The sequence below is a fragment of the Aeromicrobium ginsengisoli genome, from assembly GCF_004134905.2.
Classification (GTDB): domain Bacteria; phylum Actinomycetota; class Actinomycetes; order Propionibacteriales; family Nocardioidaceae; genus Aeromicrobium; species Aeromicrobium ginsengisoli.
In genome coordinates this window covers 796328-820175 of the sequence record NZ_SDPQ02000001.1, presented here as the reverse complement: position 1 = coordinate 820175, position 23848 = coordinate 796328, and the positions used below count along the sequence as shown (strand labels likewise).

At 68.2% G+C, this 23848-nt stretch carries 26 protein-coding genes; 20 read left to right on the top strand and 6 right to left on the bottom strand.

The features are described 5' to 3' along the window. Window position 1: 1 nt before the first annotated feature. A complete protein-coding gene (locus ESP70_RS04090; RefSeq protein ID WP_149688052.1) occupies window positions 2–535 on the top strand; it encodes a GNAT family N-acetyltransferase in 534 nt (177 codons plus the stop codon). 9 nt (window positions 536–544) lie between these two features. Here the strand turns inward: ESP70_RS04090 and ESP70_RS04085 are convergent, their stop codons facing one another. Beyond that, window positions 545–982, bottom strand: a complete 438-nt coding sequence (locus ESP70_RS04085) for a hypothetical protein (RefSeq protein ID WP_149688051.1) — start codon at window positions 980–982, stop codon at window positions 545–547. Window positions 983–1062: 80 nt separating this feature from the next. After that, a complete protein-coding gene (locus ESP70_RS04080) occupies window positions 1063–1329 on the bottom strand; it encodes an acylphosphatase (protein WP_188110477.1) in 267 nt (88 codons plus the stop codon). A gap of 26 nt (window positions 1330–1355) precedes the next feature. On the opposite strand from ESP70_RS04080, the gene ESP70_RS04075 reads away from it, so the two are divergent. From ESP70_RS04075 to ESP70_RS04065, 3 genes are all read left to right on the top strand, one after another. Then, window positions 1356–2159, top strand: coding sequence for a pentapeptide repeat-containing protein (locus tag ESP70_RS04075; RefSeq protein WP_223148598.1), 804 nt, complete (start codon window positions 1356–1358; stop codon window positions 2157–2159). A 9-nt stretch (window positions 2160–2168) separates the two neighbouring features. Beyond that, the gene (locus tag ESP70_RS04070; protein ID WP_149688049.1) at window positions 2169–3188 is read left to right on the top strand and encodes a PHP domain-containing protein; all 1020 of its coding nucleotides are present in this window, start codon (window positions 2169–2171) and stop codon (window positions 3186–3188) included. Between the two features lie 94 nt (window positions 3189–3282). Continuing rightward, the gene (locus tag ESP70_RS04065; RefSeq protein ID WP_149688048.1) at window positions 3283–4395 is read left to right on the top strand and encodes a hypothetical protein; all 1113 of its coding nucleotides are present in this window, start codon (window positions 3283–3285) and stop codon (window positions 4393–4395) included. On the opposite strand, the gene ESP70_RS04060 is transcribed toward ESP70_RS04065, so the two are convergent. After that, the gene (locus tag ESP70_RS04060) at window positions 4369–5088 is read right to left on the bottom strand and encodes a hypothetical protein (protein WP_149688047.1); all 720 of its coding nucleotides are present in this window, start codon (window positions 5086–5088) and stop codon (window positions 4369–4371) included. The two genes, ESP70_RS04065 and ESP70_RS04060, sit on opposite strands and share 27 nt — an antisense overlap. 38 nt (window positions 5089–5126) lie before the next feature. Beyond that, window positions 5127–5612, bottom strand: coding sequence for a flavodoxin family protein (locus ESP70_RS04055; RefSeq protein WP_149688046.1), 486 nt, complete (start codon window positions 5610–5612; stop codon window positions 5127–5129). Window positions 5613–5666: 54 nt separating this feature from the next. Between ESP70_RS04055 and ESP70_RS04050 the strand changes: the two genes are divergently transcribed. The 4 genes from ESP70_RS04050 (at window position 5667) to ESP70_RS04035 (ending at window position 10535) form a co-directional block, all read left to right on the top strand. Continuing rightward, window positions 5667–6014, top strand: a complete 348-nt coding sequence (locus tag ESP70_RS04050; RefSeq protein WP_149688045.1) for a hypothetical protein — start codon at window positions 5667–5669, stop codon at window positions 6012–6014. Window positions 6015–6110: 96 nt separating this feature from the next. Beyond that, window positions 6111–7049: an AAA family ATPase gene (locus ESP70_RS04045; RefSeq protein ID WP_149688044.1), complete on the top strand. Its 939-nt coding sequence runs from the start codon at window positions 6111–6113 to the stop codon at window positions 7047–7049. A gap of 5 nt (window positions 7050–7054) precedes the next feature. Beyond that, a complete protein-coding gene (locus tag ESP70_RS04040) occupies window positions 7055–8317 on the top strand; it encodes a DUF58 domain-containing protein (protein ID WP_149688043.1) in 1263 nt (420 codons plus the stop codon). Then, on the top strand, window positions 8304–10535 hold the full coding sequence (locus ESP70_RS04035) for a transglutaminase TgpA family protein (protein ID WP_188110476.1): 2232 nt from the start codon (window positions 8304–8306) through the stop codon (window positions 10533–10535). Before ESP70_RS04040 ends, ESP70_RS04035 begins: the two co-directional genes overlap by 14 nt. Here the strand turns inward: ESP70_RS04035 and ESP70_RS04030 are convergent. Beyond that, a complete protein-coding gene (locus ESP70_RS04030; protein ID WP_149688041.1) occupies window positions 10521–11510 on the bottom strand; it encodes a glutathione S-transferase family protein in 990 nt (329 codons plus the stop codon). The genes ESP70_RS04035 and ESP70_RS04030 overlap by 15 nt on opposite strands. Window positions 11511–11651: 141 nt before the next feature. Between ESP70_RS04030 and leuA the strand changes: the two genes are divergently transcribed. From leuA to ESP70_RS04010, 4 genes are all read left to right on the top strand, one after another. Next, complete coding sequence (gene leuA, locus ESP70_RS04025; RefSeq protein ID WP_149688040.1) at window positions 11652–13391, top strand: 2-isopropylmalate synthase; 1740 nt, start codon at window positions 11652–11654, stop codon at window positions 13389–13391. Window positions 13392–13652: 261 nt separating this feature from the next. After that, entirely contained in the window at window positions 13653–14750 is a 1098-nt protein-coding gene (locus tag ESP70_RS04020; RefSeq protein ID WP_149688039.1) for a saccharopine dehydrogenase family protein, read from the top strand. Window position 14751: 1 nt separating this feature from the next. Further along, window positions 14752–16257, top strand: a complete 1506-nt coding sequence (gene amaB / locus ESP70_RS04015; protein WP_149688038.1) for an L-piperidine-6-carboxylate dehydrogenase — start codon at window positions 14752–14754, stop codon at window positions 16255–16257. A 39-nt stretch (window positions 16258–16296) separates the two neighbouring features. Continuing rightward, the gene (locus ESP70_RS04010; protein ID WP_149688037.1) at window positions 16297–16725 is read left to right on the top strand and encodes a VOC family protein; all 429 of its coding nucleotides are present in this window, start codon (window positions 16297–16299) and stop codon (window positions 16723–16725) included. Here the strand turns inward: ESP70_RS04010 and ESP70_RS04005 are convergent. Next, window positions 16722–17126, bottom strand: a complete 405-nt coding sequence (locus tag ESP70_RS04005) for a DUF3052 family protein (protein ID WP_149688036.1) — start codon at window positions 17124–17126, stop codon at window positions 16722–16724. The two genes, ESP70_RS04010 and ESP70_RS04005, sit on opposite strands and share 4 nt — an antisense overlap. Between ESP70_RS04005 and ESP70_RS19995 the strand changes: the two genes are divergently transcribed. From ESP70_RS19995 to gltX, 8 genes are all read left to right on the top strand, one after another. After that, window positions 17127–17288 carry a hypothetical protein gene (locus ESP70_RS19995; protein ID WP_188110475.1) on the top strand — a complete coding sequence of 54 codons (162 nt, stop codon included), beginning with the start codon at window positions 17127–17129 and terminating at the stop codon, window positions 17286–17288. 101 nt (window positions 17289–17389) lie between these two features. Then, window positions 17390–18424, top strand: a complete 1035-nt coding sequence (locus ESP70_RS04000) for an SGNH/GDSL hydrolase family protein (RefSeq protein WP_149688035.1) — start codon at window positions 17390–17392, stop codon at window positions 18422–18424. Window positions 18425–18471: 47 nt separating this feature from the next. Beyond that, complete coding sequence (gene recO, locus ESP70_RS03995) at window positions 18472–19200, top strand: DNA repair protein RecO (protein ID WP_056404387.1); 729 nt, start codon at window positions 18472–18474, stop codon at window positions 19198–19200. Window positions 19201–19204: 4 nt separating this feature from the next. Then, the gene (locus ESP70_RS03990) at window positions 19205–19969 is read left to right on the top strand and encodes an isoprenyl transferase (protein ID WP_149688034.1); all 765 of its coding nucleotides are present in this window, start codon (window positions 19205–19207) and stop codon (window positions 19967–19969) included. 48 nt (window positions 19970–20017) lie between these two features. Continuing rightward, window positions 20018–20572 carry an RNA polymerase sigma factor gene (locus tag ESP70_RS03985; RefSeq protein WP_188110474.1) on the top strand — a complete coding sequence of 185 codons (555 nt, stop codon included), beginning with the start codon at window positions 20018–20020 and terminating at the stop codon, window positions 20570–20572. A gap of 2 nt (window positions 20573–20574) precedes the next feature. Then, on the top strand, window positions 20575–21507 hold the full coding sequence (locus ESP70_RS03980; RefSeq protein ID WP_149688032.1) for a CU044_5270 family protein: 933 nt from the start codon (window positions 20575–20577) through the stop codon (window positions 21505–21507). A gap of 51 nt (window positions 21508–21558) precedes the next feature. After that, a complete protein-coding gene (locus ESP70_RS03975; protein ID WP_149688031.1) occupies window positions 21559–22341 on the top strand; it encodes a fumarylacetoacetate hydrolase family protein in 783 nt (260 codons plus the stop codon). Beyond that, on the top strand, window positions 22334–23815 hold the full coding sequence (gene gltX / locus ESP70_RS03970) for a glutamate--tRNA ligase (RefSeq protein WP_149688030.1): 1482 nt from the start codon (window positions 22334–22336) through the stop codon (window positions 23813–23815). The genes ESP70_RS03975 and gltX overlap by 8 nt, the downstream gene beginning before the upstream one ends. Window positions 23816–23848 lie beyond the last annotated feature (33 nt).

The window sequence follows — 23848 nt, the reverse complement described above, 5'->3', positions numbered from 1 at the left end:
CGTGGGTCATGCACAGCCGCTCATTGAGCGAAATGGTGTCCGGCTGCGCGACTTCAGACCCGAAGACGCAAATCTGGTCATCTCTGCGTCGACGGATCCGCTCATCCCGCTCATCACGACGGTGCCGACGACCCCGGACGCAGCGGGCGCGCAGGCGTACATCGCGCGGCAGAGGACACGTCAGCCGTCCGGCGTCGGCTATGCCTTCGCGATTGCGCGGCCACCTGACGACGTCGCCGTCGGGTACATCGGCCTGACGTTTCGTGAGGACGGGCGAGCTTCGGTCGGCTACTGGATCGGACCCGAGCATCGCGGTCACGGGTTTGCCGCGAGTGCCCTGAGCACCTTGGCTGAATGGGCGATCGCCGATCTGTCGATCCCCAGACTCGAGCTTTACGTCGAACGGTGGAACGAAGCGTCGATCCGTACGGCCGAGAAGGCCGGGTTCCAACGTGAGGGCCTGATGCGATCGTGGCAGTTGGTGGGCGAGACGCGCCGCGACATGTGGATGTACTCGCGCATCGGTGACGGGTGAAGGTCGAATTCAGGCTGCTTCGGCCTTGCGCAGCACCGACGTGAACTGCTTGCCGAGCGCGCTGGCGCCGACGACCGGGATGAGGGCGCCGATGAGCCGGCCCTTGAGGGAGCTCGCCTTGCGGGTCAGCACGACGTGGACGTCCGTGCCGCCGTCTGCCGGCTTGAGCTCGTACAGCCATCCGCTGCCGGGTCCCCACAGGTTGGACTCGACCGTGTCGACCTTCACCGTTCCAGCCGCGCTGTCCCAGGCGTAGTGGCTGCGTTCCCAGCCCATTGACGTGCCCTCCGTGACATCGGCCGTGGTGGCACCGAGCTCGTGCACCGTGAAGTGCGCGGCGTCGATGCTCGGCCACTTCTCCGGCCGATCGGGGCCGAAGTCGGTCAGCAGGCCGAGGACCTCGCTCGGCGACAGCGTCGTGTGAACGGTGAACTGCGTCTTGGGCATGCTGGGTCCTTCGCATCGAGCGGCGGAATGTGCCGGTGCAGTAGATCCTCTCGCAGATGCGGCTGTCCTGGAGGCGGATCTCACCGTACGTCGAAGCCGCGGAGGCCCTCGGGTTCTTCTTCGCTCACCTCAACGGCGTCGACCTCGGCACGCGGCGGACCCTGTCGGCTCCACTCGATCAACGCCTCGACAGCCACGTCCTCACCCTCGAACGTCGCTTCGACCGCGCCGTCCGGGCGGTTGGCGACCCAGCCGGCGACGCCGTGCTTCGCAGCCTCCTGCTGGCACGATGCCCTGAAGAAGACGCCTTGCACAGTCCCGTGCACCACGATGCGCCGGCGGATCATCGCTCCAGCGTATTAGGCTCCCCCGCGTGGACCGCCGCCTCGAGCTCGTCGCCGACTGCAGCAGCTGTTTCGGGCTGTGCTGCGTCGCGCTGGCGTTCGAGAGGTCAGCGGACTTCCCGGTCGACAAGCGGCCCGGCGAGCCCTGCGTCAACCTTGCGACCGACTTCACCTGCGGGATCCACGCCTCCCTCCGCGACGAGGGTTTTCGCGGCTCCGCCGTGTACGACTGCTTCGGCGCCGGCCAGCGCGTCGCCCAGCACACGTTCGGCGGTACGAGCTGGCGCGAGGCGCCGGACATCTCGGTCGCGATGTTCGCCGCGCTCCCCGTCATGCGCCAGCTGCACGAGATGCTCTGGTACCTCGCCGAGGCGCTCACCCACCCGGCCGCCGAGCGGCTGCGCCCAGACCTCGAGAGCGCGTACGCCGCGACCGAGGCCCTCGCACGTACGGACGCCGGGGCGCTGGCGGCGCTCGATCTTCCTCCTCACCGAGCGGTGGTCGATCCGTTGCTGCAGCGCACGAGTGAGCTCGTACGCTCCGAGCACTGCGGGCCCGAGCGTCGCGGCGCCGACCTCATCGGCGCCAAGCTCGCGACGTCCGACCTCCGTGGCGCCAACCTGCGCGGTGCGTTGCTCATCGCGGCAGACCTGCGTGACGCGGATCTCCGTGCGGCGGACCTCATCGGCGCCGACCTGAGGGACGCCGACCTCGGTGGGGCGGACCTGACCGGCAGCCTGTTCCTCACCCAGACACAGGTCAACTCGGCGCGAGGCGACGTACGCACCAAGATCCCCGACGTGCTCGTGCGACCTGAGCACTGGGCAGGTTAGGAAGGACGCATGGAGGCTGTCGAGGCGCTGAAGGAGATCGGGTTCTGGCTCGAGCGGGAGCTCGCCAAGACCTACCGGGTCGAGGCCTTCCGCAAGGCTGCCGCCGCGATCGAGCCCCTGTCACCGGACGAGCTCGCCAAGCAGGTGAAGGACGGCAGCCTCAAACGCCTCAAGGGCATCGGCGACCGTACGTTCGGGATCATCGCCGAGGCCGTGGCCGGTGAGGTGCCCGGCTACCTCGCCGATCTGCGCGAGCGAGGTGAGAAGCCACTCGCCGTCGGCGGCGCCAAGCTGAGGGCCAAGCTGCGTGGCGACCTGCACAGCCATTCCAACTGGTCCGATGGAGGCTCGTCGATCGCCGAGATGGCCCGGGCGGCGGTGTGGCGCGGCCGGGAGTACCAGGTCGTGACCGATCACTCGCCGCGGCTGACGATCGCGAACGGGCTGAGTGCCGAGCGCCTCGCCGAGCAGCTCGACGTCATCGCGGAGGTCGATGCCGAGCACGACGACCTGCGGCTGCTCAGCGGCATCGAGGTCGACATCCTCGACGACGGCCAGCTGGACCAGACCGATGAGATGCTGGGGCGACTCGATGTCGTCGTCGCGAGCGTGCACTCCAAGCTCAAGATGGACCGCGACCTGATGACCCGGCGGATGGTGACCGCGATCGCCAACCCGCACACCAACGTGCTCGGCCACTGCACCGGACGCCTCGTCGCCGGGTCGCGCGGTGGGCGCGACCAGTCGCGGTTCGATCCCGAGATGGTGTTCGCCGCCTGCGAGAAGTTCGACGTCGCGGTCGAGATCAACTCCCGGCCGGAGCGTCGCGATCCGCCGAGCCGGTTGATCCAGATCGCGCTCGACTACGGCTGCCTCTTCGCGATCAACACCGACGCACACGCGCCCGGGCAGCTCGACTTCCTCGACTACGGCGCCGAACGCGCCTCGGCCAACAAGGTGCCGGCATCGCGCATCGTCACGACGTGGCCGGTCGAGCGCCTGCTGGAATGGTCAAACGCGAAACACTGACGCATTTCGTCCATATACTGATCCGGCTCGTCTCGGGGAAGTCGTCGGTCCGGGCAGCGCCGACCATTCATGACGACACTCCCTGGGAAGCACCATGTCTGATCCGATCCTGCCCGCTCCTGAGCCCGAAGCCACTCCTCGTCGCCGCCGCAAGATCGGCCGGAAGTGGATCGTCGCCCTTGCCGTGGTGCTCTTCCTCGCGCTCGGGCTCGGCGGAGCGGCGTACGGCGTCAAGGCCAAGGGCGATGCGAAGGCCGAGGACTACGCCAAGGCTCTCGACGCCTGGAGCAAGCAGCGGAACGACCTGCTCGGCGCCCCGGGGGAGGCCAACAGCGAGCTGTGGGACTTCGGCGACGCGTCGACCAAGAAGTCGTTGGTGAAGCAGAAGGCTGCCTGCGCCCGAGTGCTGACGCTTCGCGAGTCCGCCGCCAAGAACGCCGCAGCGGTCCCGGAGGCGCCGGACTCCTTCTTCAAGCTCCTGAGCTCCGACGAGCGTCAGGCCATCAAGGACTCGGTCAAGCGCAAGAAGGCTGTGAAGGCCTATGCCAGAGCCGCCGACAAGGTGTTGCTGCAGCTGCGCAAGGACTGCGCGTGGAACATCAAGGTGAACTCCACCAAGGACGATGCGCCGGGTGCCAAGAAGCTCTACAAGCAGGCCAAGGACATGCTGCTGAAGCCGGGCCAGACGGCCGGCAACTACTACTGCCCGTCCACGGCGAAGGGCCCCTGCCTCCCCGCGACGGTCCAGGAACGGACCACGTACGTCGAGCTGATCCTCAAGGGACTCAAGGTCAGCAAGGCCTACTACTCGAATCGCTACTTCGGCGGAGGCGCGTGCGAAAAGACCTCGTACGCCGAGCTGTGCGCCGCGCTCAAGACCAACCTGTCGTCCTACTACGCCAACATCGGCGACTATGGCGACGTCATCAAGTCGGTCGCTCCGTCGACCAGCAAGCTCCGCAAGGAGTACGACAAGATGGTCAGGGACAACAAGGCGGTCGACAAGTCGTTCAAGAAGACCCTGCTCAAGGCGCGCCCCAACCTCAAGTCTGACTACCGCGTCGCGAAGTACCCGTTCTGGCAGGAGGCCTATTTCAGCGCCACTGCCGTCGAGTCCATCAACAAGCTCGACAAGCTGAGGGAGGCCGTCCTGTCCGGGACGGGGAGCACCGGCTCGGACTCAGTGGAGGCTCTGGGCCAGCTCTGACACGGTCACCTGGGTGGGCGGCGTCGCCGCTCGCCCGGTGACCTCGTCGTACACGTCGATCAGGCGCGTCAGGTCCTTGACCATGCGCCGGGCCCGTGCCGGTTCGTTGCCGCAGTCGGCGCGGCACTCGCCCGAGGCCGCGACGAGGTGTGCGACGACCAGGGCCTTGGCGGCGTACGCCTCGGCGGGCTCGAGCTCAGGCGTCATGACGAACGCGAACACCCGCGACGCATTGAGGTGGAAGCTCGTGTGCGCGGCGTCCAGATCGCCCGTGTGCCGCGGGTAGGCCATCGCCTCGTCGATCGCCTGGCGTACGTCGGTGGAGTCGCCGTCGCGATGCAGCCAGGACTCCGCCTGCTCGACGGCGCCGGTGACCCGGCTGCGTGCACCCGGCTCCAGCAGTGCCATGACCTGGCGCGCCTGCTCGATGCGGAGGCTCGCGCGAAGCTCGGCGGAGTCCTCGGTCGTCCCGAACAGTCGGCCGATCAACGGCACCAGACGCGGACGGTCGCCGTCGCGCAGGAGGTCGTTCGTCGTGCGGGCCTCGTGGGCCAGCATCGGGTGGGTGCACTCGGGTCGGTCGCTCCACGCCTCACCGGCGAGCAGGGCGACGTACTCCATCACGCACGCCTCGCCGTGGTCGGCGTCGTGGGAGCCGGCGGACAGTGTCGGCAGGGCCTCAGGCACGTTCATGGTCACCCCTCCAGTGTCCCGCCTGCGTCAAGCGGCGATCAGTCCATCAGCAGCGCGGCGAGCGTGCCGCCGAGATCGCGTGCTGCTTCGAGGTCGGCGCCCGTGACGTCACCCATCACCTCGAGGACCTCGGCGGACTGTGTCCACGACAGCGCCTGCACGATGCTCTGCACGGATCGCACGGCGCCGGTGGTGTCGTAGCGGCCGTGAACCCACAGCCCGTACGGCTTCTTGCCGTCGGCGCCCTTGCCCGCGGAGCCGTCCTCCGCGAGGGACCCGCCGGCCTCGAGGAAGATCGTGTCGAAGAAGTGCTTGAGCGCCCCGCTCATGTAGCCGAAGTTCGCGGAGGTCCCGAGCAGGTAGCCGTCGGCGGCAAGCACGTCCTCGGCGTTGGCCTCCAGCGCCGGGCGTACGACGACCTCCACGCCTTCGATGGCGTCATCCGATGCGCCCGCGACGACCGCATCGGTGATCCGCTGCAGGTTCGGCGTAGGGGAGTGATGGACTACGAGCAGACGTGCCATGGCCGGACACTAGCAATCCGGCCCACCGGGCGGTGGGGCCTGCCACGATGAGCCATGCGCCGCTACTTCGCCATCCTCGCGATGTTCATCATGCTCGCATCGTTGATCTGGGGCGTCTGGATGCTGAGGTCGGACATCACACCGTCCTCCGTCAAGGGCACCGAGCTGACCTGCGGCAACGCCATGGGAGCCCTCGAGGGCAAGCCGCTCTACGGCGGCGAGCTGCCCTACCCGCGTGACTGGGTCGACCAGTGCCGGGACGCGGCGAAGGAGCGGATCGACTGGATCGCCGTCCCCGCGATCGCCGGGCCGCTGGCGCTGCTCTACCTCATCGGCGCACTCGTCGTGGAGGGACGTCGTGCCAAGGCGGAGGGCCGCTCCGCCGGCGGGACGTACGCCTAGGGCGTACCAGGGACGGCGCTGCCAGGACACGCAATGGATGCCCTGCCGCAGGTGAATATCCACTGCGCATTTGGCGACATATGACTACCATCACATATGGAGTTCGAGACAGCTGCGCGGGCCATTCTCGCCAACATCGAGAAGGTCATCGACGGCAAACCCGAGGCCGCAGAGGCCGCATTGGTCGTATTTCTCGCCGAAGGTCACCTCTTGATCGAGGATGTGCCCGGGGTCGGCAAGACCGTCCTCGCCAAGGCCCTGGGCCGGTCGGTGAGCTGCTCGGTGCGACGCATCCAGTTCACGCCTGACCTGTTGCCGTCCGACATCACCGGCGTCTCGGTCTACAACCAGGCTGACCGGGAGTTCGAGTTCAAGCCCGGCGCGGTGTTCGCCAACATCGTCATCGGCGACGAGATCAACCGCGCCTCGCCCAAGACCCAGTCGGCGCTGCTCGAGGCGATGGAGGAGCGTCAGGTCACGGTCGACGGTACGACGTACGTCCTGGCCAGTCCCTTCACGGTCGTCGCCACGCAGAACCCCTACGAGATGGAGGGCACGTACGCGCTGCCGGAGGCTCAGCGCGACCGCTTCATGGCGCGCATCTCTATGGGCTATCCCGACTCCGACGCCGAGCTCGCGATGGTGCGCGGTCGCGACGCCGAGAACCCGTTCGACGGCCTCGAGTCGGTTGCGTCGATCGAGGACGTGCAGTCGATGATCGCTGCTGCCAGGGCGATCTACGTGTCCCCGGCGGTCGAGCACTACGCCGTCAACATCACCCAGGCGACCCGTGTCGACGCCGACCTGCGCCTTGGTGCCAGCCCTCGCGCGACGCTCCAGCTCGTACGCGCGGCCAAGGCCCGCGCGGCGATCCAGGGTCGCGACTACGTCCTGCCCGACGACATCGACGCGCTCGCGCCGGTCGTGCTGCCGCACCGGTTGATCCCGATGCGGGGTGCCTCGAGCGTCGAGGACGTCGTCGATCGCATCATCGCCGAAACTCCGGTCCCGGCCGGCGCCGTCCAGCCGAGCTGACCATCATGACGAGCGAGAGTTCTGCCGGCCGCCTCAGACGGGCGGCGAGCTCGGTCGTGCTCACGCGGCGTGGTGTCGGGTTCCTCATCGCGGGTCTGGCGAGCTTCGTGGCCGCCCCGATGCTGTCGTTGCCGGCATTGCTCTACGTCACGGGGCTGCTGATCGGGCTGGTCCTGTTCTCCGCCGTCTTCGTCTTCGTGGGGCATTCACGCGTACGCATCGAGCGCTCGTTCGCGCCGCAGGTCGTGCCGCCCGGCCAGATGTCCCGCTCGACCGTACGCATCACGAACCTCTCGGTCCTGCCGTGCCTCGAGGCCAGGTGGTCCGACGACCTGCCGCACGGCATCTCGGGCGATGCCTCGGGCATCCTGCCCGCGCTGGGCGGCAGCCACGGCACCGACTCGCGGGTGTCCTTCTCGTACGCACTGCAAGGCCTGCGGCGGGGGCGCCACCCGATCGGGCCGTTGCGCGTCAACGTCCTGGATCCCTTCGGCCTGGTCTTCCGCCGGCACAAGTTCGGCAGCCCCGAGATGCTGACGGTGCTGCCGAAGCGGGTCGACCTGCGGCCCATCGCGCCCCGCGGGACGAGCGAGGACGGCGCGACCCGGCCGGCGCCACAGCACGTCGGGCTCGGTGAGGACGACGTCATCGCCCGCAGCTACCTGCCCGGCGACGCCATGAAGCGGCTCCACTGGAAGGCCACGGCCCACCGCGGTGAGCTGATGGTCCGACAGGAAGAGCAACAGCTCACACCGCGTGCTGCTGTCGTGCTCGACTGCGATCCCACCAGCCAGGGCACCGCCAAGGACCGCCAGGGACAGTGGGAGTTCTCCTCGGTGTTCGAGTGGTGTGTCGTTGCCACCGCCTCGATCACCGCGCACCTGGTCAAGGCCGGCTACGTCGTGGTGCTGCAGTCCAACGGCACCGGGATCGACCGCTTCATCGCCGACGGGCAGGACACGCTCGAGGACGCCATGGTCGACCTCGCGGTGATCGACCCCGAGGAGCACGACAACGACCGGCACGTCGCGCCCGAGCGGGCCGTGTTCATGGTGCTGGGCCGATTGAGCGTCGAGCGAGCGCAGCACTGGGCCCAGGTCATGGCGACGTCGCGCGCCGTGCTGGCACTGGTCACGTCCAACACGTCGCCCGAGGCGCGGGGCATCCTCGAGGACGCGCGCTGGCGCGTGGTGACCTACGGCCCCAAGGATGACATCGGCGAGCTGTGGAGTGAGTTCGACGGGGCGCGTGCGCATGCTGCGGGCTGAGGCGTCGACGCAGCGCGTCAACAACCGCACGGCGCGTGACACCTGGTTCGACCACATCGTCATCGGCGTGGCGTTCGCCCTGCTGCTGTCGGGATTCCGCAGCGTCATCACGGGCAACGACTGGTGGATCACGACGATCCTGGTTGCCGCACTGACGGGACTCGCGTGCGCCGTGCTCCGCGCGGTCGGTCTGCGCTGGGTCGCCCCGATCGCCATCGTCGTCGAGCTGCTGGCACTCGCCTGGATCTTCGTGCCCGGCACGCTGATCGGGATCATTCCGACGTGGGACACGTTCCGCGAGCTGGGCCACCTGGCGTCGGCGGCGCAGGACATCATCATCGAGGAGCAGGCCCCGGTTGCGGCGGCGAAGCCCGTCGTCCTCGTGATCGCCAGCTCGTTCGGCCTGCTCGTGATCGTCGCCGACGTCCTGCTCCAGCGCCGCCACGCGGCATCGGGCATCGGACTGCTGATGCTCTCGGTGTTCGCGACGCCGGCCCTGATCTCCGGCGACACTCCGTCGATGTGGTTGTTCGTCGTGGTCGCCGCCCTGTGGCTCGTGATCCTGCGGTCCAGGACGGCACTCGGAGGTACGCTCGCCCGCCGCCAACGCGGCCCGGCCCTCGTCCTGGCCACCGCTGCGCTCGCGGCCTCGATCGCGTTCCCGCTGGTCTCGCCCGACGTCAGCGCGGTCGCGACGTCGTGGGGCAAGCCGCCGCCGGCGGTCTTCGGCCGTGGCATCAACCCCATGCTCGAGCTCGGCCAGAATCTGCGGCGCAACGGCACCACGACTGCCCTGACCTACACGACTGGCCTGTCGGAGGCGCCCTATCTCAAGGTCGCGACGCTGCGGAACTTCACCGGCAAGACCTGGAAACCCGGCACCAACCAGCAGTTCGCCGCTCCCGAGGGGGAGGAAGCGCTCAAGAACAACCCCGCCATCAAGGTCGAGAAGGAGTCGACGACCATCACGATCCGGCAGCTCAAGACCACGATGCTCCCGGTGCCCTATCCGATGACCAAGGTCACGGGGCTCGAGGGCAAGTGGCTCGATGGTTTCGGCCTCACGATGATCTCGACCGACGACGACACCCGCGGTCAGACGTACTCCGTCACGAGTCTCGACGTCCAGCCGACCGCCACCCAGGTGCGCGCCATCACGACCAGCCCGAGCGACCTGCTCCTGCAGGAGGAGACCAAGCTTCCCGACAAGACGCCGGCGATCATCGAGGAGACGGCGCGCAAGGTCACCGAGGGCGCCACGAACGAGTACGACCGGGCCGTCGCCCTGCAGGACTACCTCCGCAACGACGGGGGATTCGCCTACTCCGAGACCGCGCCGGTCGCCGACGGCTATGACGGCAACGGCGTCGACGTCATCGCGGAGTTCCTGAAGAAGAAGTCGGGCTACTGCGTGCACTTCTCGTCGGCCATGGCCGTCATGGCCAGGACCCTCGGCATCCCGTCCCGGATCGCGGTCGGCTACGCGCCGGGCAGCGTTGTCGGGATCAAGGACGGCCAGAACCAGTACGAGGCGACGTCGGACGATCTGCACGCCTGGACCGAGATCTACTTCGCGGGTGTCGGATGGGTGGGCTTCGAGCCCACGCCGAGCATCGGCTCCGCGACGTCGTTCACCGAGCCGGGCGTGCCGTCGACCAACACCGACGAGGGCGAGGTCGCCAGCAACCCTCGTGGCGCGGTGCGCGAGGAGACCAACAACGTCGACAGCACCGGCGCCACGACCACGGAGTCGTCGCAGACCGCACCCCGCACCGCGCTCATCACGTTCGCCGCACTGCTGCTGCTCGTCGGCATACCGGCGCTGCTCCGCTGGGCCCGGCGTCGCTGGCGGTTCAGCCGGGCCGCCTCGTCGGTCGAGCCCTTGTGGCGGGAGCTCGAGGACACGGCGCGCGACTTCGGCGTCCCGTTCTCGCCGACCGACACCCCGCGAGGGTTCGCGACGCGCCTGGGCACCCGCGACGGCATCGACCACGAGGCGCTCAACCGTCTGCTCCAGCGGGTCGAGCGGGCGCGGTTCGCTCGCTCGGCGGTCCGGGAGGGTGATGGCATCGATGACCTGCGTGCCGTCATCGACTCGCTGCATCGTGCCGCGTCCCGCAAGGAGAAGTGGCGCGCGATCGCGCTGCCCCGGTCGCTGGCGGGCCGCAGGGCGTACGTCCCCGACGGCCCCCTGCAGCCGGTGTCAACGCTCGGGTAGCGGCGCCGTCCCGTCACCGAAGGGGCGTCCGCCGAGCTCTTCGCGGCCGTGCGGCGCCAGCCAGAGCTCGGGCTCGGGGCCCTTGGGCACGATGCCGGTCGGATTGATGTCGGAGTGCACGACGTAGTAGTGCGTCTTGATCTGGTCGAAGTCGATCGTCTCCCCGAAGCCAGGAGTCTGGAACAGGTCACGCGCGTACGCCCACAGCACCGGCATCTCGGCGAGCTTCTGCCGGTTGCACTTGAAGTGACCGTGATAGACCGCGTCGAACCGCGCGAGGGTCGTGAACAGGCGCACGTCTGCCTCGGTGATCGTGTCGCCCATGAGGAATCGCCGGGTTGCGAGGCGTTCCTCGAGCCAGTCGAGCGCCGCGAACAGCCGGTCGTACGCCGCCTCGTACGCGGTCTGTGAGCCGGCGAAGCCGCAGCGGTAGACCCCGTTGTTGACCTCGGTGAAGATCCGCTGCATGACCTCCTCCATCTCGTCGCGGACGTCGTCTGGCCACAGGTCGGGGGCACCCTCGCGGTGGAACTCGGTCCACTCGGTCGAGAAGTCGTGGGTGATCCACGGGAAGTCGTTGGTCACGACCTGGCCCGTCGGCACGTCGACGATCGCCGGGACCGTGATGCCGCGCGGATAGTCGGGGTAGCGCTTGAAGAACGCCTGCTGCAGGCGCTCGATGCCGAGCACCGGGTCCACGCCGCCGGGGTCGAGGTCGAACGTCCAGCTGCGCTCATCGTGCGTCGGCCCGCAGTAACCGATCGAGATCGCGTCCTCGAGGCCCAGCAGCCGGCGCACGATGATCGACCGGTTGGCCCACGGGCAGGCCCGGGCCACGATCAGCCGGTAGCGGCCAGCCTCCACGGGCCACCCGTCGCGGCCGTCACGCGTGATGCGGTCGGGGATGTAGTTCATGTCGCGGTCGTAGCCCTTGCCGGGCTCGACGTAGGAACCTTTGGCGGCGTCAGTCGTCATGCTGATAAACTACCCATCACCATGCGGATCCAGAGCCTGCTTCTTCTCTGCCGCGTCGAGGTCCTCTAGGTCGGACCCCTCGGCGCGGAGTTTGTCACGTACCGGCCGCTCACCAGCCAGACAAACACCCCGAGGATCCCGATGACGACCTACGCCAACACCCCGCAACAGCCCAGCGGCATGCCGCACCACCGCTACCAGCCGTTCGTGCCGATCGAGCTGCCCGACCGTACGTGGCCGGGCACGACCATCACGCAGGCGCCTCGCTGGTGCGCCGTCGACCTCCGTGACGGCAACCAGGCCTTGATCGACCCCATGACCCCGGCCCGCAAGCTGGCGATGTTCCAGCTGCTCGTGCGCATGGGCTACAAGGAGATCGAGGTCGGCTTCCCGAGCGCCAGCCAGACCGACTACGACTTCGTACGCCAGCTCATCGAGGGCGACCACATCCCCGACGACGTCGTGATCCAGGTGCTGACGCAGTGCCGGGAGCCGCTGATCGACCGCACCTTCGAGTCGCTCGTCGGCGCCAAGCAGGCGATCGTCCACTTCTACAACTCGACCTCGACGTTGCAGCGACGGGTCGTGTTCGGGCTCGACAAGGACGGCATCACCGACATCGCGACTCAGGGCGCGCGCCTGTGCATGAAGTACGCCGAGATCCACACGCCCGACACCAAGATCTCCTACGAGTACTCGCCGGAGTCCTACACCGGCACCGAGCTCGACTACGCGCTCGAGGTCTGCAGCCGGGTCATCGACGTCATCGACCCGACCCCCGACTGGCCGTTGATCATCAACCTGCCGGCGACCGTGGAGATGGCGACGCCCAACGTCTATGCCGACTCGATCGAGTGGATGAACCGCAACCTGCCGCGTCGCGACAGCATCATCTTGTCGCTGCACCCGCACAACGACCGTGGCACGGGCGTCGCCGCTGCCGAGCTCGGCTACATGGCCGGCGCCGACCGCATCGAAGGCTGCCTGTTCGGCAACGGCGAGCGCACCGGCAACGTCTGTCTGGTCACGCTGGGGCTCAACCTGTTCAGCCAGGGGATCGACCCGCAGATCGACTTCCACGACATCGACGCGATCCGTCGCACGGTCGAGTACTGCAACGAGCTGCCGGTGCCCGAGCGTCATCCGTACGGCGGCGACCTGGTCTACACCGCGTTCAGCGGCTCGCACCAGGACGCGATCAAGAAGGGCCTGGAGGCGTTGGCCAAGGACGCCGCGGATCAGGGCAAGCCCGTCGACGACATCGACTGGGCGGTGCCCTATCTGCCCATCGATCCCAAGGACGTCGGTCGTACGTACGAGGCGGTCATCCGGGTCAACAGCCAGTCCGGCAAGGGTGGCGTCGCCTACATCCTCAAGAACGACCACCAGCTCGACCTGCCGCGCCGGCTGCAGATCGAGTTCAGCCAGGTCGTGCAGGAGCTCACCGAGGGAGAGGCCGGCGAGATCGAGCCCAGCGAGATCTGGGCGGCGTTCGAGCGTGAGTACCTCGTGCGCCAGGAGCCGTACGACCTGGAGAGCTTCAGCTCCGCGACGGCTGAGGACGGCAGCGACCACCAGGTCGTCTCCCTGCGCGTGCGCGGTGAGGTCAAGGAGTTCCGCGGCGAGGGCAACGGTCCGGTCGCGGCCTTCGTCGACAGCCTGCGACAGGCCGGTGCCGACATCAACCTGCTCGACTACTCCGAGCACGCGCTGCTGCCGGAGTCGGAGGGTGCGACGACGCAGGCCGCGGCCTACGTCGAGTGTGATGTCGCCGGCGAGACCGTGTGGGGCGTCGGCATCCACAGCAACATCGTCACGGCGTCGCTGCGGGCCGTCGTGTCCGCTGCCAACCGCGCCGCCGCTCAGACGATCCCGGGCTGACCACGGGTGCCTGCCGCCGGTTCACTCCGGCGGCAGCACCCACCCGAGGGCATGGTCGACGGCGCGGTTCCACTGCGCTGACTCGCGCTTGCGAACCGCGGCATCCATCTGCGGGCGCCAGACGGCGGCGACGTGCCGTGGATCACTGCACCGGCCGGTACAGTAAATGGCCCTCGCACGCGATACGCTCGTGGGGACGCCGACCACCTTCGGCGGAGTGTTCCACCGGAGTGAGATCCACGCCGGTCGTGAGGAGGATTCGTGGCGCGCATCATCAACCAGGTCGCGGTTTTCGGGCTCGGCAAGGTCGGCGAGCTCGTCGCCGTCATGCTGGGGGAGTCGGGCTTCAAGGTCATCGGCTACGACTCAGCACCGCGTGACGACCTCGGGTTCGAGGTCAAGCCGCTCGACGTGCAGGACACCGCCGGACTGCGGGAGTCCCTGCGTGGCGTCGACGCCGTCGTGTCGTGCCTGCCCTATCACCTCAACATCGACGTCGCCGAGGCTGCGTACGACGCCGGCACGCACTACTTCGACCTGACCGAGGACGTCCCCACGACCAACCGGGTCATCGAGCTCGCCGGCGAGCAGGGTGCCCCGGGTGGGCGAGGTGCCGCGTTCGCCCCGCAGTGCGGCCTCGCTCCCGGCCTGATCGGCATTATCGGTGCCTCGATCGCCAAGACGTTCGACGAGATCCGCTCGATCGAGCTCAAGGTCGGCGCGCTGCCGCAGAACCCGACGGGCCTGCTCGGCTACGCGATCAACTGGTCGCCCGAGGGCGTCGTCAACGAGTACCTCAACGACTGCGAGGTGCTCCGCTCGGGCAACCGGCAGATGGTGCCGGCGATGACCGAGAAGGAACGCGTCTTCATCGGCGGCATCGAGCTCGAGGCTGCACTGACGTCCGGCGGACTCGGCACGATGTGCGAGACGTACGAGGGGCGTGTCCACCGCCTCGACTACAAGACGCTGCGCTATCCCGGCCACTTCGACCAGATGCACTTCCTGTTCGACGAGCTCAACCTGCGGGAGCAGCGCGATCTCGTCGGCAAGATGCTGGTCGACTCCAAGCCCCCGGTCAACGACGACGTCGTGTTCATCCACGCCGCGGTCGAGGGGGTCAAGAACGGTCACCCGTTCCGTGAGAACCACGTGCGCGCCTACAAGCCGCTCGACATCTCCGGCCGCACGTGGCGCGCGATCTCATGGACGACGGCCGCCTCCGCGGTCAGCGTCGTGGAGCTCGTCGCCGACGGCACGCTGCCGCACTCTGGATTCATCAAGCAAGAAGACATCACGCTCGAGCAGCTGTTCTCGACACAGGCCGGGCGCCACTTCGCCGAGCAGGGAGAGGTCTGACATGACCGACATCGCCATCCGTACGCAGGACATCCTCGACCGCCTCGGTGCGGGCAACCCGTTCGTCGCCGACGGTGACCTGGTCTGCCGGTCGCCGATCGACGGCAGCGAGATCGGGCGGCTCCGGTCGCACACCGCTGACGAGGCGGCCGATGTCATCGGTCGCGCCCAGGCTGCTTTCGAGCAGTGGCGCAGCGTGCCGGCGCCCGTACGCGGGCAGTTCGTCCGCGAGCTCGGTGAGCTGTTGCGTGAGCACAAGGACGACCTCGGCGCCCTGGTCTCGATCGAGGCCGGCAAGATCGTGTCCGAGGGCCTCGGTGAGGTCCAGGAGATGATCGACATCTGCGACCTGGCCGTGGGCCTGTCGCGCCAGCTGCACGGCCTGACGATCGCTACGGAGCGTCCCGGTCACCGCATGATGGAGCAGTGGCACCCGCTCGGTGTCGTCGGCGTCATCTCGGCGTTCAACTTCCCGGTCGCGGTGTGGTCATGGAACGCCGCGCTCGCGTTCGTGTGCGGTGACGCGGTCGTCTGGAAGCCGTCGGAGAAGACGCTGCTGACCGCGCTGGGCTGCCAGGCGCTGGCCGCTGAGGCCGGTCGTCGTGCCGGCGTGCCTGAGGGATTGTCGGCGGTGCTGCTGGGTGACTACCGCATCGGTGAGGTGCTGGTCGACGACCCCCGCGTGCCGCTGGTCTCGGCGACCGGATCGACCCGCATGGGCAAGCAGGTCGCCCCCCGGGTCGCGGCCCGCCTCGGACGTACGCTTCTGGAGCTCGGCGGCAACAACGCCGCGATCGTCGCACCGTCGGCCGACCTGGACCTCGCGGTCCGCGGCATCGTGTTCTCCGCGGTCGGCACCGCAGGCCAGCGCTGCACGTCGCTGCGCCGCATCATCGTTCACGAGTCGATCAAGGACGACCTCGTCACCCGCCTCAAGGCCGCCTACGAGACGCTGCCGATCGGCTCGCCGCTGGAGGCGTCCACGCTGGTCGGGCCTCTGGTCGACCAGCCCGCGTTCGATGCATTCGGTGCCGCGGTCGAGCAGGCCACCGCCGACGGGGGTGACCTGGTCACCGGTGGCACCGCCGCCGACGTCGAGGGCGACGGGTTCTACGTCCACCCCGCGATCATCGACATGCCAAAGCAGACCGAGATCGTCAAGGCCGAGACGTTCGCGCCACTGCTGTACGTGCTGACCTACTCCGACCTTGACGAGGCGTTCGCGTTGCACAACGAGGTCGCCCAAGGCCTGTCGTCGTCGATCTTCACCCTCAACGTGCGCGAGGCCGAGCAGTTCATGTCGGTCGTCGGCTCCGACTGCGGCATCGCCAACGTCAACATCGGCCCGTCCGGTGCCGAGATCGGTGGGGCGTTCGGCGGCGAGAAGGAGACCGGCGGCGGCCGTGAGTCCGGGTCCGACGCGTGGCGCGCCTACATGCGACGGTCGACCAACACCGTCAACTACTCCACCGAGCTCCCGCTGGCGCAGGGCGTGGAGTTCGTCTGACGGGTCGGTTTTGTCCGTCGACTGTTGCAGGGTGGGGTCATGGCGAAAGAAATCCAGGTCACGTTCGACTGCGCCGATCCCGGGGCTCTCGCGGAGTTCTGGGCAGCGGCGCTCGGCTACCAGGTGCAGGGCCCTCCACCGGGCTTTGCCACCTGGCCCGATGCGCTGACCGCCTGGGGCGTTCCCGAGGACCAGTGGAACAGCAAGTCGGCGATTGTCGACCCTGACGGCAAGGGATCGCGGATCTTCTTCCAGCGTGTTCCGGAGGGCAAGACCGTCAAGAACCGCGTGCACCTCGACGTACGCTCGGCGCCCGGTCTCGAGGGCGACGAGCGGCTCGCTGCGCTCGAGGCCGAGGCTGCCCGCCTGGCGCCGCTCGGTGCGACCAAGGTCGAGGTGCGCGAGGACATGCAGAGCATCTTCATCGTGATGCAGGACCCCGAGGGCAACGAGTTCTGCCTCGACTAGCGGACGCGGTTCTCCTTGCGCCACATGAGCTTGAGGCCCGACCAGTCGGTGTCGATCGCAGCGACCTTGACGTCGACCAGGCCCAGCTCGAGCGCGCCGTCGCGGATGGCGTTCTCGGTGACGTCGCTGACGTGCCCGGCGGCCTTGCGAGGCCACGCGATCCACAGCGAGCCGGCCGGGAAGATCCACTCGCCCCACTCAGGCAGTGGGTCGAGCTCGGCCGCAGAGCGTACGAAGACCACGACGACGTCGGTCGGTCCTTCGGCGATGAGCTCGACGTCGTCGAGTGGCTCCGCGAACCTCCACCCGGTGTCGGCGTTGACCACCACGAGCCGCAGGCCCGGCTTGATCCCCAGCTTCTTGAGCTGCGGGGTGCTCGAATATCCGGAGTCCTGCGTCATGTGACGAGACTAGGGCCCGACTCCGATCTGTCGGACGAGGCATTGCGCCGCTACACGGGCGACAACGATGCCGAGAAGCTCGACGATGCCGACGACAAGGCATTCGACGAGGTGCTGAGCAGCATCCAGGACCGCTGCCAAGTGTCGCAAGGCGCCGTGTGATCGCCTGAGAGACGCACCGCTATGGACGGCGCAGCCGCGATGCCCTACCTTGGCGACAGGGTGACACAGGTCACATCAGAATCCATCGGGGGTTGCGATTCATGTTTCGTCGTCTAGGTCTTGCCGCAGCCGTCCTGGCCGTGATTCCGAGCGTCATCTGGCAACCGGGTGCCAGTGCCGCAGCCGCTCCCTACGTGGCGCTCGGTGACTCGTACTCCTCAGGCGTCGGCACCCGCACCTACATCAGTGACGGCACCAGCTGTCAGCGTTCGGTCTACGCCTACCCGTCCCTGATCGCCTCCGCAAAGGGCTACGCCCTCAACTTCCGGGCCTGCTCCGGCGCCAAGGTCTCCGACGTCACGAGTGGCCAGCTGAGCGCCCTGTCGACCAGTACGAAGTACGTCACGATCTCGGTCGGCGGCAACGATGCCGGCTTCACCGACGTCCTCACCGAGTGCGCGCTGCCCGCCTGGGCCAGCAACTGCTCCGGCAAGGTGACGACGGCGCAGAACTACATCAAGAACACGCTTCCGGGGTCGCTGTCGACGCTCTACGCGAGCATCAAGGCCAAGGCGCCCAACGCCAAGGTCGTGACAGTCGGCTATCCGCGCCTGTTCAACGGAGAGGATTGCAACGCCTTGACGTGGTTCTCACCCGACGACGAGTCGCGACTCAATGCGACCGCCGACCTCATCAACTCCAAGATCTCCGCGGCAGCCACCGCGAAGGGCTTCACGTTCGTCAGCCCGGTCAGCGCCTTCATCGGTCATGCCGTCTGCGACAGCCCCGAATGGCTCAACGGCTTGTCCAACCCGGTCACGGACTCGTACCACCCCAACAAGCTCGGGCATTCCGGCGGCTACACGCCCTTGGTCAGCGCGAAGCTGATCGGTGCTGCGGTCGCGGTGAACGCGGCGGTCATGACGCGGGCTGAGTCGGCGAGCGGCAAGCTGGCCAAGCAGCAACGCGCATACGCGGCGACTGACACCACGATCCGCCCAGAGGTGTTCGAGGTGCCGGACCTGTCCAGTCCCGAGATCCGGGCGGCAGCGAAGCGTGCCGGTGTCGACCTGACCAGTCGCGCGAGCATCGACCGGGTCGATCGTGAGTACGCGAAGGCGCAAGCGACCAGGTAGGCGTGCCGCGTACGGCTTTCGTCCTCCCCTCACGGCACAATGGACAGGTGAGCCTCTACCGTGACGCCGGCATCGTGCTGCGTGTCCACAAGCTCGGCGAAGCCGACCGCATCATCACGCTCCTCACGCGTGACCGCGGCATCGTGCGAGCCGCTGCCAAGGGCATCCGCAAGACCACGTCGCGCTTCGGCGGCCGGCTCGAGCCGTTCATGCACGTCGACCTCCAGCTCGCCGAGGGGCGTTCGCTCGACATCATCACGCAGGTCGAGACGATCAACGCGTTCGCCAAGGACCTCGGCGGCGACTATGCCGCCTACACCGCGGGCACCGCGATGCTCGAGACCGCCGAGCGGCTCGTGCAGGAGGACGGCGAGCCCGCCGTGCCCCAGCTCCAGCTGCTCGTCGGTGCGCTGCGCGCGCTCACCGAGGGCCGCATGACGCCGAGCCTGATCCTCGACTCCTACCAGCTCCGGGCGCTGTCGATCGCAGGCTATGCGCCGACGTTCGACGCGTGCGCCCGTTGCGCCGCCGAGGGCCCGCACCGCAACTTCCACGCCGCGTCGGGCGGCATGCTGTGCGACGACTGCCGGGTGGCGGGGTCGGCCGCGCCGTCACCGTTCACCGTCTCGCTGCTCGCAGGCCTGCTGAGCGGCGACTGGGTTGCCGTCGGCACGTCCGACGACCGGTCCCGCCGCGAGGCCAGCGGCATCGTCAGCGCCTACCTCTCGTGGCACCTCGAGCGCGGTCTGCGTTCCCTGAGTCACGTCGACAGGTAGCGGCATGAAGCGTTCCGTACGCCAGCCGGTTCCGCACGCCTCCGGCGCGAAGCCGCCGGCCATACCCCTCGAGCAGGTGCCCCGGCACGTCGCGATCGTCATGGACGGCAACGGCCGTTGGGCCAAGCAGCGGGGCCTGCCCCGCACCGCCGGTCACGAGATGGGCGAGGCGGCGCTGTTCGACGTCGTCGAGGGCGGCATCGAGATCGGCGTCAAAGCGATCTCGGCCTACGCGTTCTCGACCGAGAACTGGAAGCGCTCGCCCGACGAGGTCCGGTTCCTCATGGGCTTCAACCGCGACGTCATCCGTCGGCGCCGCGACGAGATGCACGAGCTCGGCGTACGCGTCCGGTGGGCCGGCCGGCGCCCCCGCCTCTGGCGCAGCGTCATCAAGGAGCTCGAGACCGCTGAGGAGATGACCAAGCACAACGACGTCCTGACCCTCACGATGTGCGTCAACTACGGTGGCCGGGCCGAGATCGCCGACGCGGCGGCGGCACTGGCTCGCGACGTCGCGGCTGGCAAGGTCAACCCCGACAAGGTCAACGAGCGCACGTTCGCCCGCTACCTTGACGAGCCCGACATGGAGGACGTCGACCTGTTCTGGCGCACGTCGGGGGAGCAGCGCACCAGCAACTTCCTGCTGTGGCAGTCGGCCTACGCCGAGATGGTGTTCTCCGACATCGCCTGGCCCGACGTCGACCGCCGCGCGCTCTGGACCGCGATCGAGGAGTACGCCGCCCGCAACCGCCGCTACGGCAGCGCCTGACGCGCGATGCAACGCTTTGCCGCCGACGGGCATAAGCAAGGTGTGAGCATGCAGACGTCGGACGCCGAGCTTCTCGTCAGGTCCCGGACGAGCGTGGAGGCGTTCGGCGTCATCTACACCCGCCATGCCCCGGCCGTGCACCGCTACCTCTCCAGGCGTGCCGGAGCTGGCATCGCCGAGGATCTGCTCGCCGAGGTGTTCACCGTTGCGGTGGAGGCCCGCCTCCGGGTGAAGCCCCATGCCAGCGGGTCGGCGCTGCCGTGGCTCTACGGCATTGCTCGCAACGTGCTCCGAGCCCACCTGCGGCAACGCAGCTCCCAGAGCAGCCACGACGACTCGTTCGACCTCGACTGGGATGCCGTCGATGCGCGCCTCGACGCGTCATCGCTGCGGAGCCGGTTGCGCCACGCCCTCGAACAGCTGTCGCCGGGCGAACGTGAGGTGCTGCTGCTGGTCGGCTGGGAACAGCTCACGGTCTCCGAAGCGGCGGAGGCTCTCGGGATCAGTGGCGTCGCCGCCCGGAGTCGCCTCCACCGCGCACGTACGCGCGCCGAATCCCTGCTGTCAGCCATCTCCCCAGAACCCCATCGACAGGACTCATGATCATGCACATCGACGACCTCCTCGAGGAAACCCGCCCCACCACCGACCCGCGCCCTGAGGGTTTGGAGCTCTCCCGCGTCCAGTCGCTCGCTGTGGCCCAGGCCAGCGTCGACCGGATCACGCACATCGCGCGGCGGCGCACCCGGCGCCGGCGCACGGCCGGTGTCCTCATGGTCGCTGCAGCGACCGCCGTCGTCGTCATCGCGCCGCGGCTGGTCGACGACACCGCGCCCACAGCCGAGCCCCCGGGACGTACGACCGTGCCGGTGGCACCGATCCAGACGCCGGAGTTCCGCAACGCCTCGCAGGTCCTGCACGCTGCAGGGACGTCTGCAGCTGCCCAGACCCACGACACCGCCCGTGCGAAGTACTGGAGGGTCGACTCGGAGTACCACCAGAGCGGCGACAAGGTGTACCGGCGGACGTTCTGGCAGGGGCACACGTCAACCGGATATCTCTTCGACGAGGGCTTCGGCGACGGCGGTCTCGTCAAGATGGGCGTCGCGAAGTTCAGCTTCCAGCAGCAGAGCCTGACCTGGGACCAGCTGCTCCACCTCACGACCTCGAAGTCCGAGCTCCTCAGGCTGCTCCGTGCCGACACCGGTGGCCTCAGGGGCGGGACGCCGGACCACTACGCGTTCAAGACGCTCGGCGACCTGCTGGGCGAGAGCCCCGCGCCACCGGCGGTCCGCAAAGCGATGTGGGACGCAGCTGCCGAGCTCAAGGGCGTCAAGAACGACGGCCGGATGACGGACGCCAAGGGCCGGACCGGCTACGGCATCACGCTGGGCGACATGACGTACGTGGTCGAGCCGAGCACCGGTGAGCTGCTCGAGAGCCGCATGAAGCTGGCGGCCGGCGGGTCCTACCGGATGACCTATCTGTCGCAGGGCCCGACCGACGCCACCCCCACCGTGCCGACCGCTGCGTACTAGCGGGCTCGGTCGCGGGAGGGCGGGTGCCCGCGGAACGATAGGCTGGTGCATATGCGCATTGCCAGGTTCGCGGGGGACGACGATCCCCGCTTCGGAGTCATCGGGGACGACAACGGCGTCCCCACCATCGCGGTCCTGAACGGCGATCCTCTCTACGCGGGGCTCAACCTCAGCGGCCAGAAGATCCCGCTGGCGGACGTACGCCTGCTCGCACCGGTGATCCCGCGCAGCAAGGTCGTCTGCGTCGGCAAGAACTACGCCAGGCACGCGGCCGAGATGGGCGGCGAGGTGCCCGAGGAGCCGCTGATCTTCCTCAAGCCCAACACCAGCGTCATCGGCCCCGGTGAGCCGATCTTCTATCCCGACCAGAGCGAGAATGTGCACTTCGAGGGCGAGCTCGCTGTGGTGATCGGCCGGATCTGCCGCGACATCTCCGCCGAGGACGCCGCCAAGGTGATCTTCGGCTACACGATCGGCAACGACGTGACGGCGCGCGACCTGCAGGCCAAGGACGGCCAGTGGACGCGAGCCAAGGGCTTCGACACGTTCTGTCCGCTCGGCCCGTGGATCGAGACCGACTTCGACCCGTCCAAGGTCCAGGTCACGACCCGGCTCGGCGACGAGGTCAAGCAGGACGGCAACACGTCCGACATGGTCTTCAGTGTGCCGGCGATCATCGAGTACGTGTCGTCGTTCATGACGCTGCTGCCCGGTGACGTGATCCTGACCGGTACGCCCGACGGTGTCGGCCCGATGGAGGTCGGCGACGAGGTCAGCGTGACCATCGAAGGCATCGGCACCCTGACGAACAGCGTGGTGAGCCGCAATGACTGATCGTCCCGTCGTCGCCCGTTTCTGCCCGTCCCCGACCGGCAATCCGCACGTCGGCATGGCGCGCACGGCGTTGTTCAGCTGGGCGTTCGCCCGCCACCACGGCGGAAAGTTCGTGTTCCGTATCGAGGACACCGACACCTCGCGCGACAACGAGGAGTCCTACCAGCTCCTGATCGACGTCATGCGCTGGCTCGGCCTCGACTGGGACGAGGGCCCCGAGGTCGGCGGCCCCCACGGCCCTTATCGCCAGTCCGAGCGCATGGACATCTACGCCGACGTGGCGCAACAGCTGCTCGACGCGGGCTTCGCCTACAAGGCGTACGACACCGCCGAGGAGCTCGAGGAGCGCCGCAATGCCGCCCGCGCAGCCGGCAAGCCCAGCGGCTACGACGGCCTGCACCGCAACCTCACGGCCGAGCAGGTCGCGGCTTACGAGGCGGAGGGTCGTGAGCCCGTGATCCGGTTCAAGATGCCGGAGCGCACCTACACGTTCAACGACCTGGTGCGCGGCGAGATCACGTTCGACTCGGCCAACGTGCAGGACTACGTCCTCGTACGCGCCAACGGCCAGCCGCTCTACACGCTGACCAACCCCACCGACGACGCCATGATGGGCATCACCCACGTGCTGCGCGGCGAGGACCTGCTGAGCTCGACGCCGCGGCAGATCGCGCTCTACGAGGCGTTCGCCGAGATCGGCATCGGCGGCGGCTTCACACCCGAGTTCGGCCATCTGCCGTTCGTCATGGGCGAGGGCAACCGCAAGCTGTCCAAGCGCGACCCCGAGTCCAACCTGCTCGACTACAAGCCCAAGGGCTTCCTGCCCGAGGGCCTGCTCAACTACATGGCGTTGCTGGGCTGGTCGATCGCCGAGGACCGCGACATCTTCTCGATCCCCGAGATGGTCGAGGCATTCGAGATCGGCCGGGTCAACCCCAACCCCGCGCGGTTCGACATCAAGAAGTGCGAGGCGATCAACGGCTCGCACGTACGCCTGCTGTCCGAGCCGGACCTGCGTGATCGCCTGGTGCCCTACTTCCAGGCCGCCGGTCTGATCGACGACGAGCCGACGGTCGACCAGCTCAGCACGCTCGAGGCGGCGACCCCGCTGGTGCATGAGCGCATGACGCTGCTGACCGAGGCCGTCGACATGCTGCGGTTCCTGTTCGTCGCCGAGCAGGACTTCGCGATCGACGAGGCCGACGCAGCCAAGAACCTCGACGAGGCTGGCCTCGCTGTCGCGCGGGCGGCGCACGAGGCGCTGTCAGCGGTGTCGGACTGGACGACCGAGCCGATCGAGGAGGCGCTCCGAGGGGCGCTCATCGAGGGCCTGGGACTCAAGCCGCGACTGGCATTCGGGCCCGTACGCGTTGCGGTCACGGGCAGCCGGATCTCGCCGCCGCTGTTCGAGTCGCTCGAGCTGCTCGGACGCGAGACGACGTTGGCGCGGCTGTCGGCCGTGACGGCATCGTGAGCGGTGGTCCCGGTTTGGGCGCGAGAGGTGCGG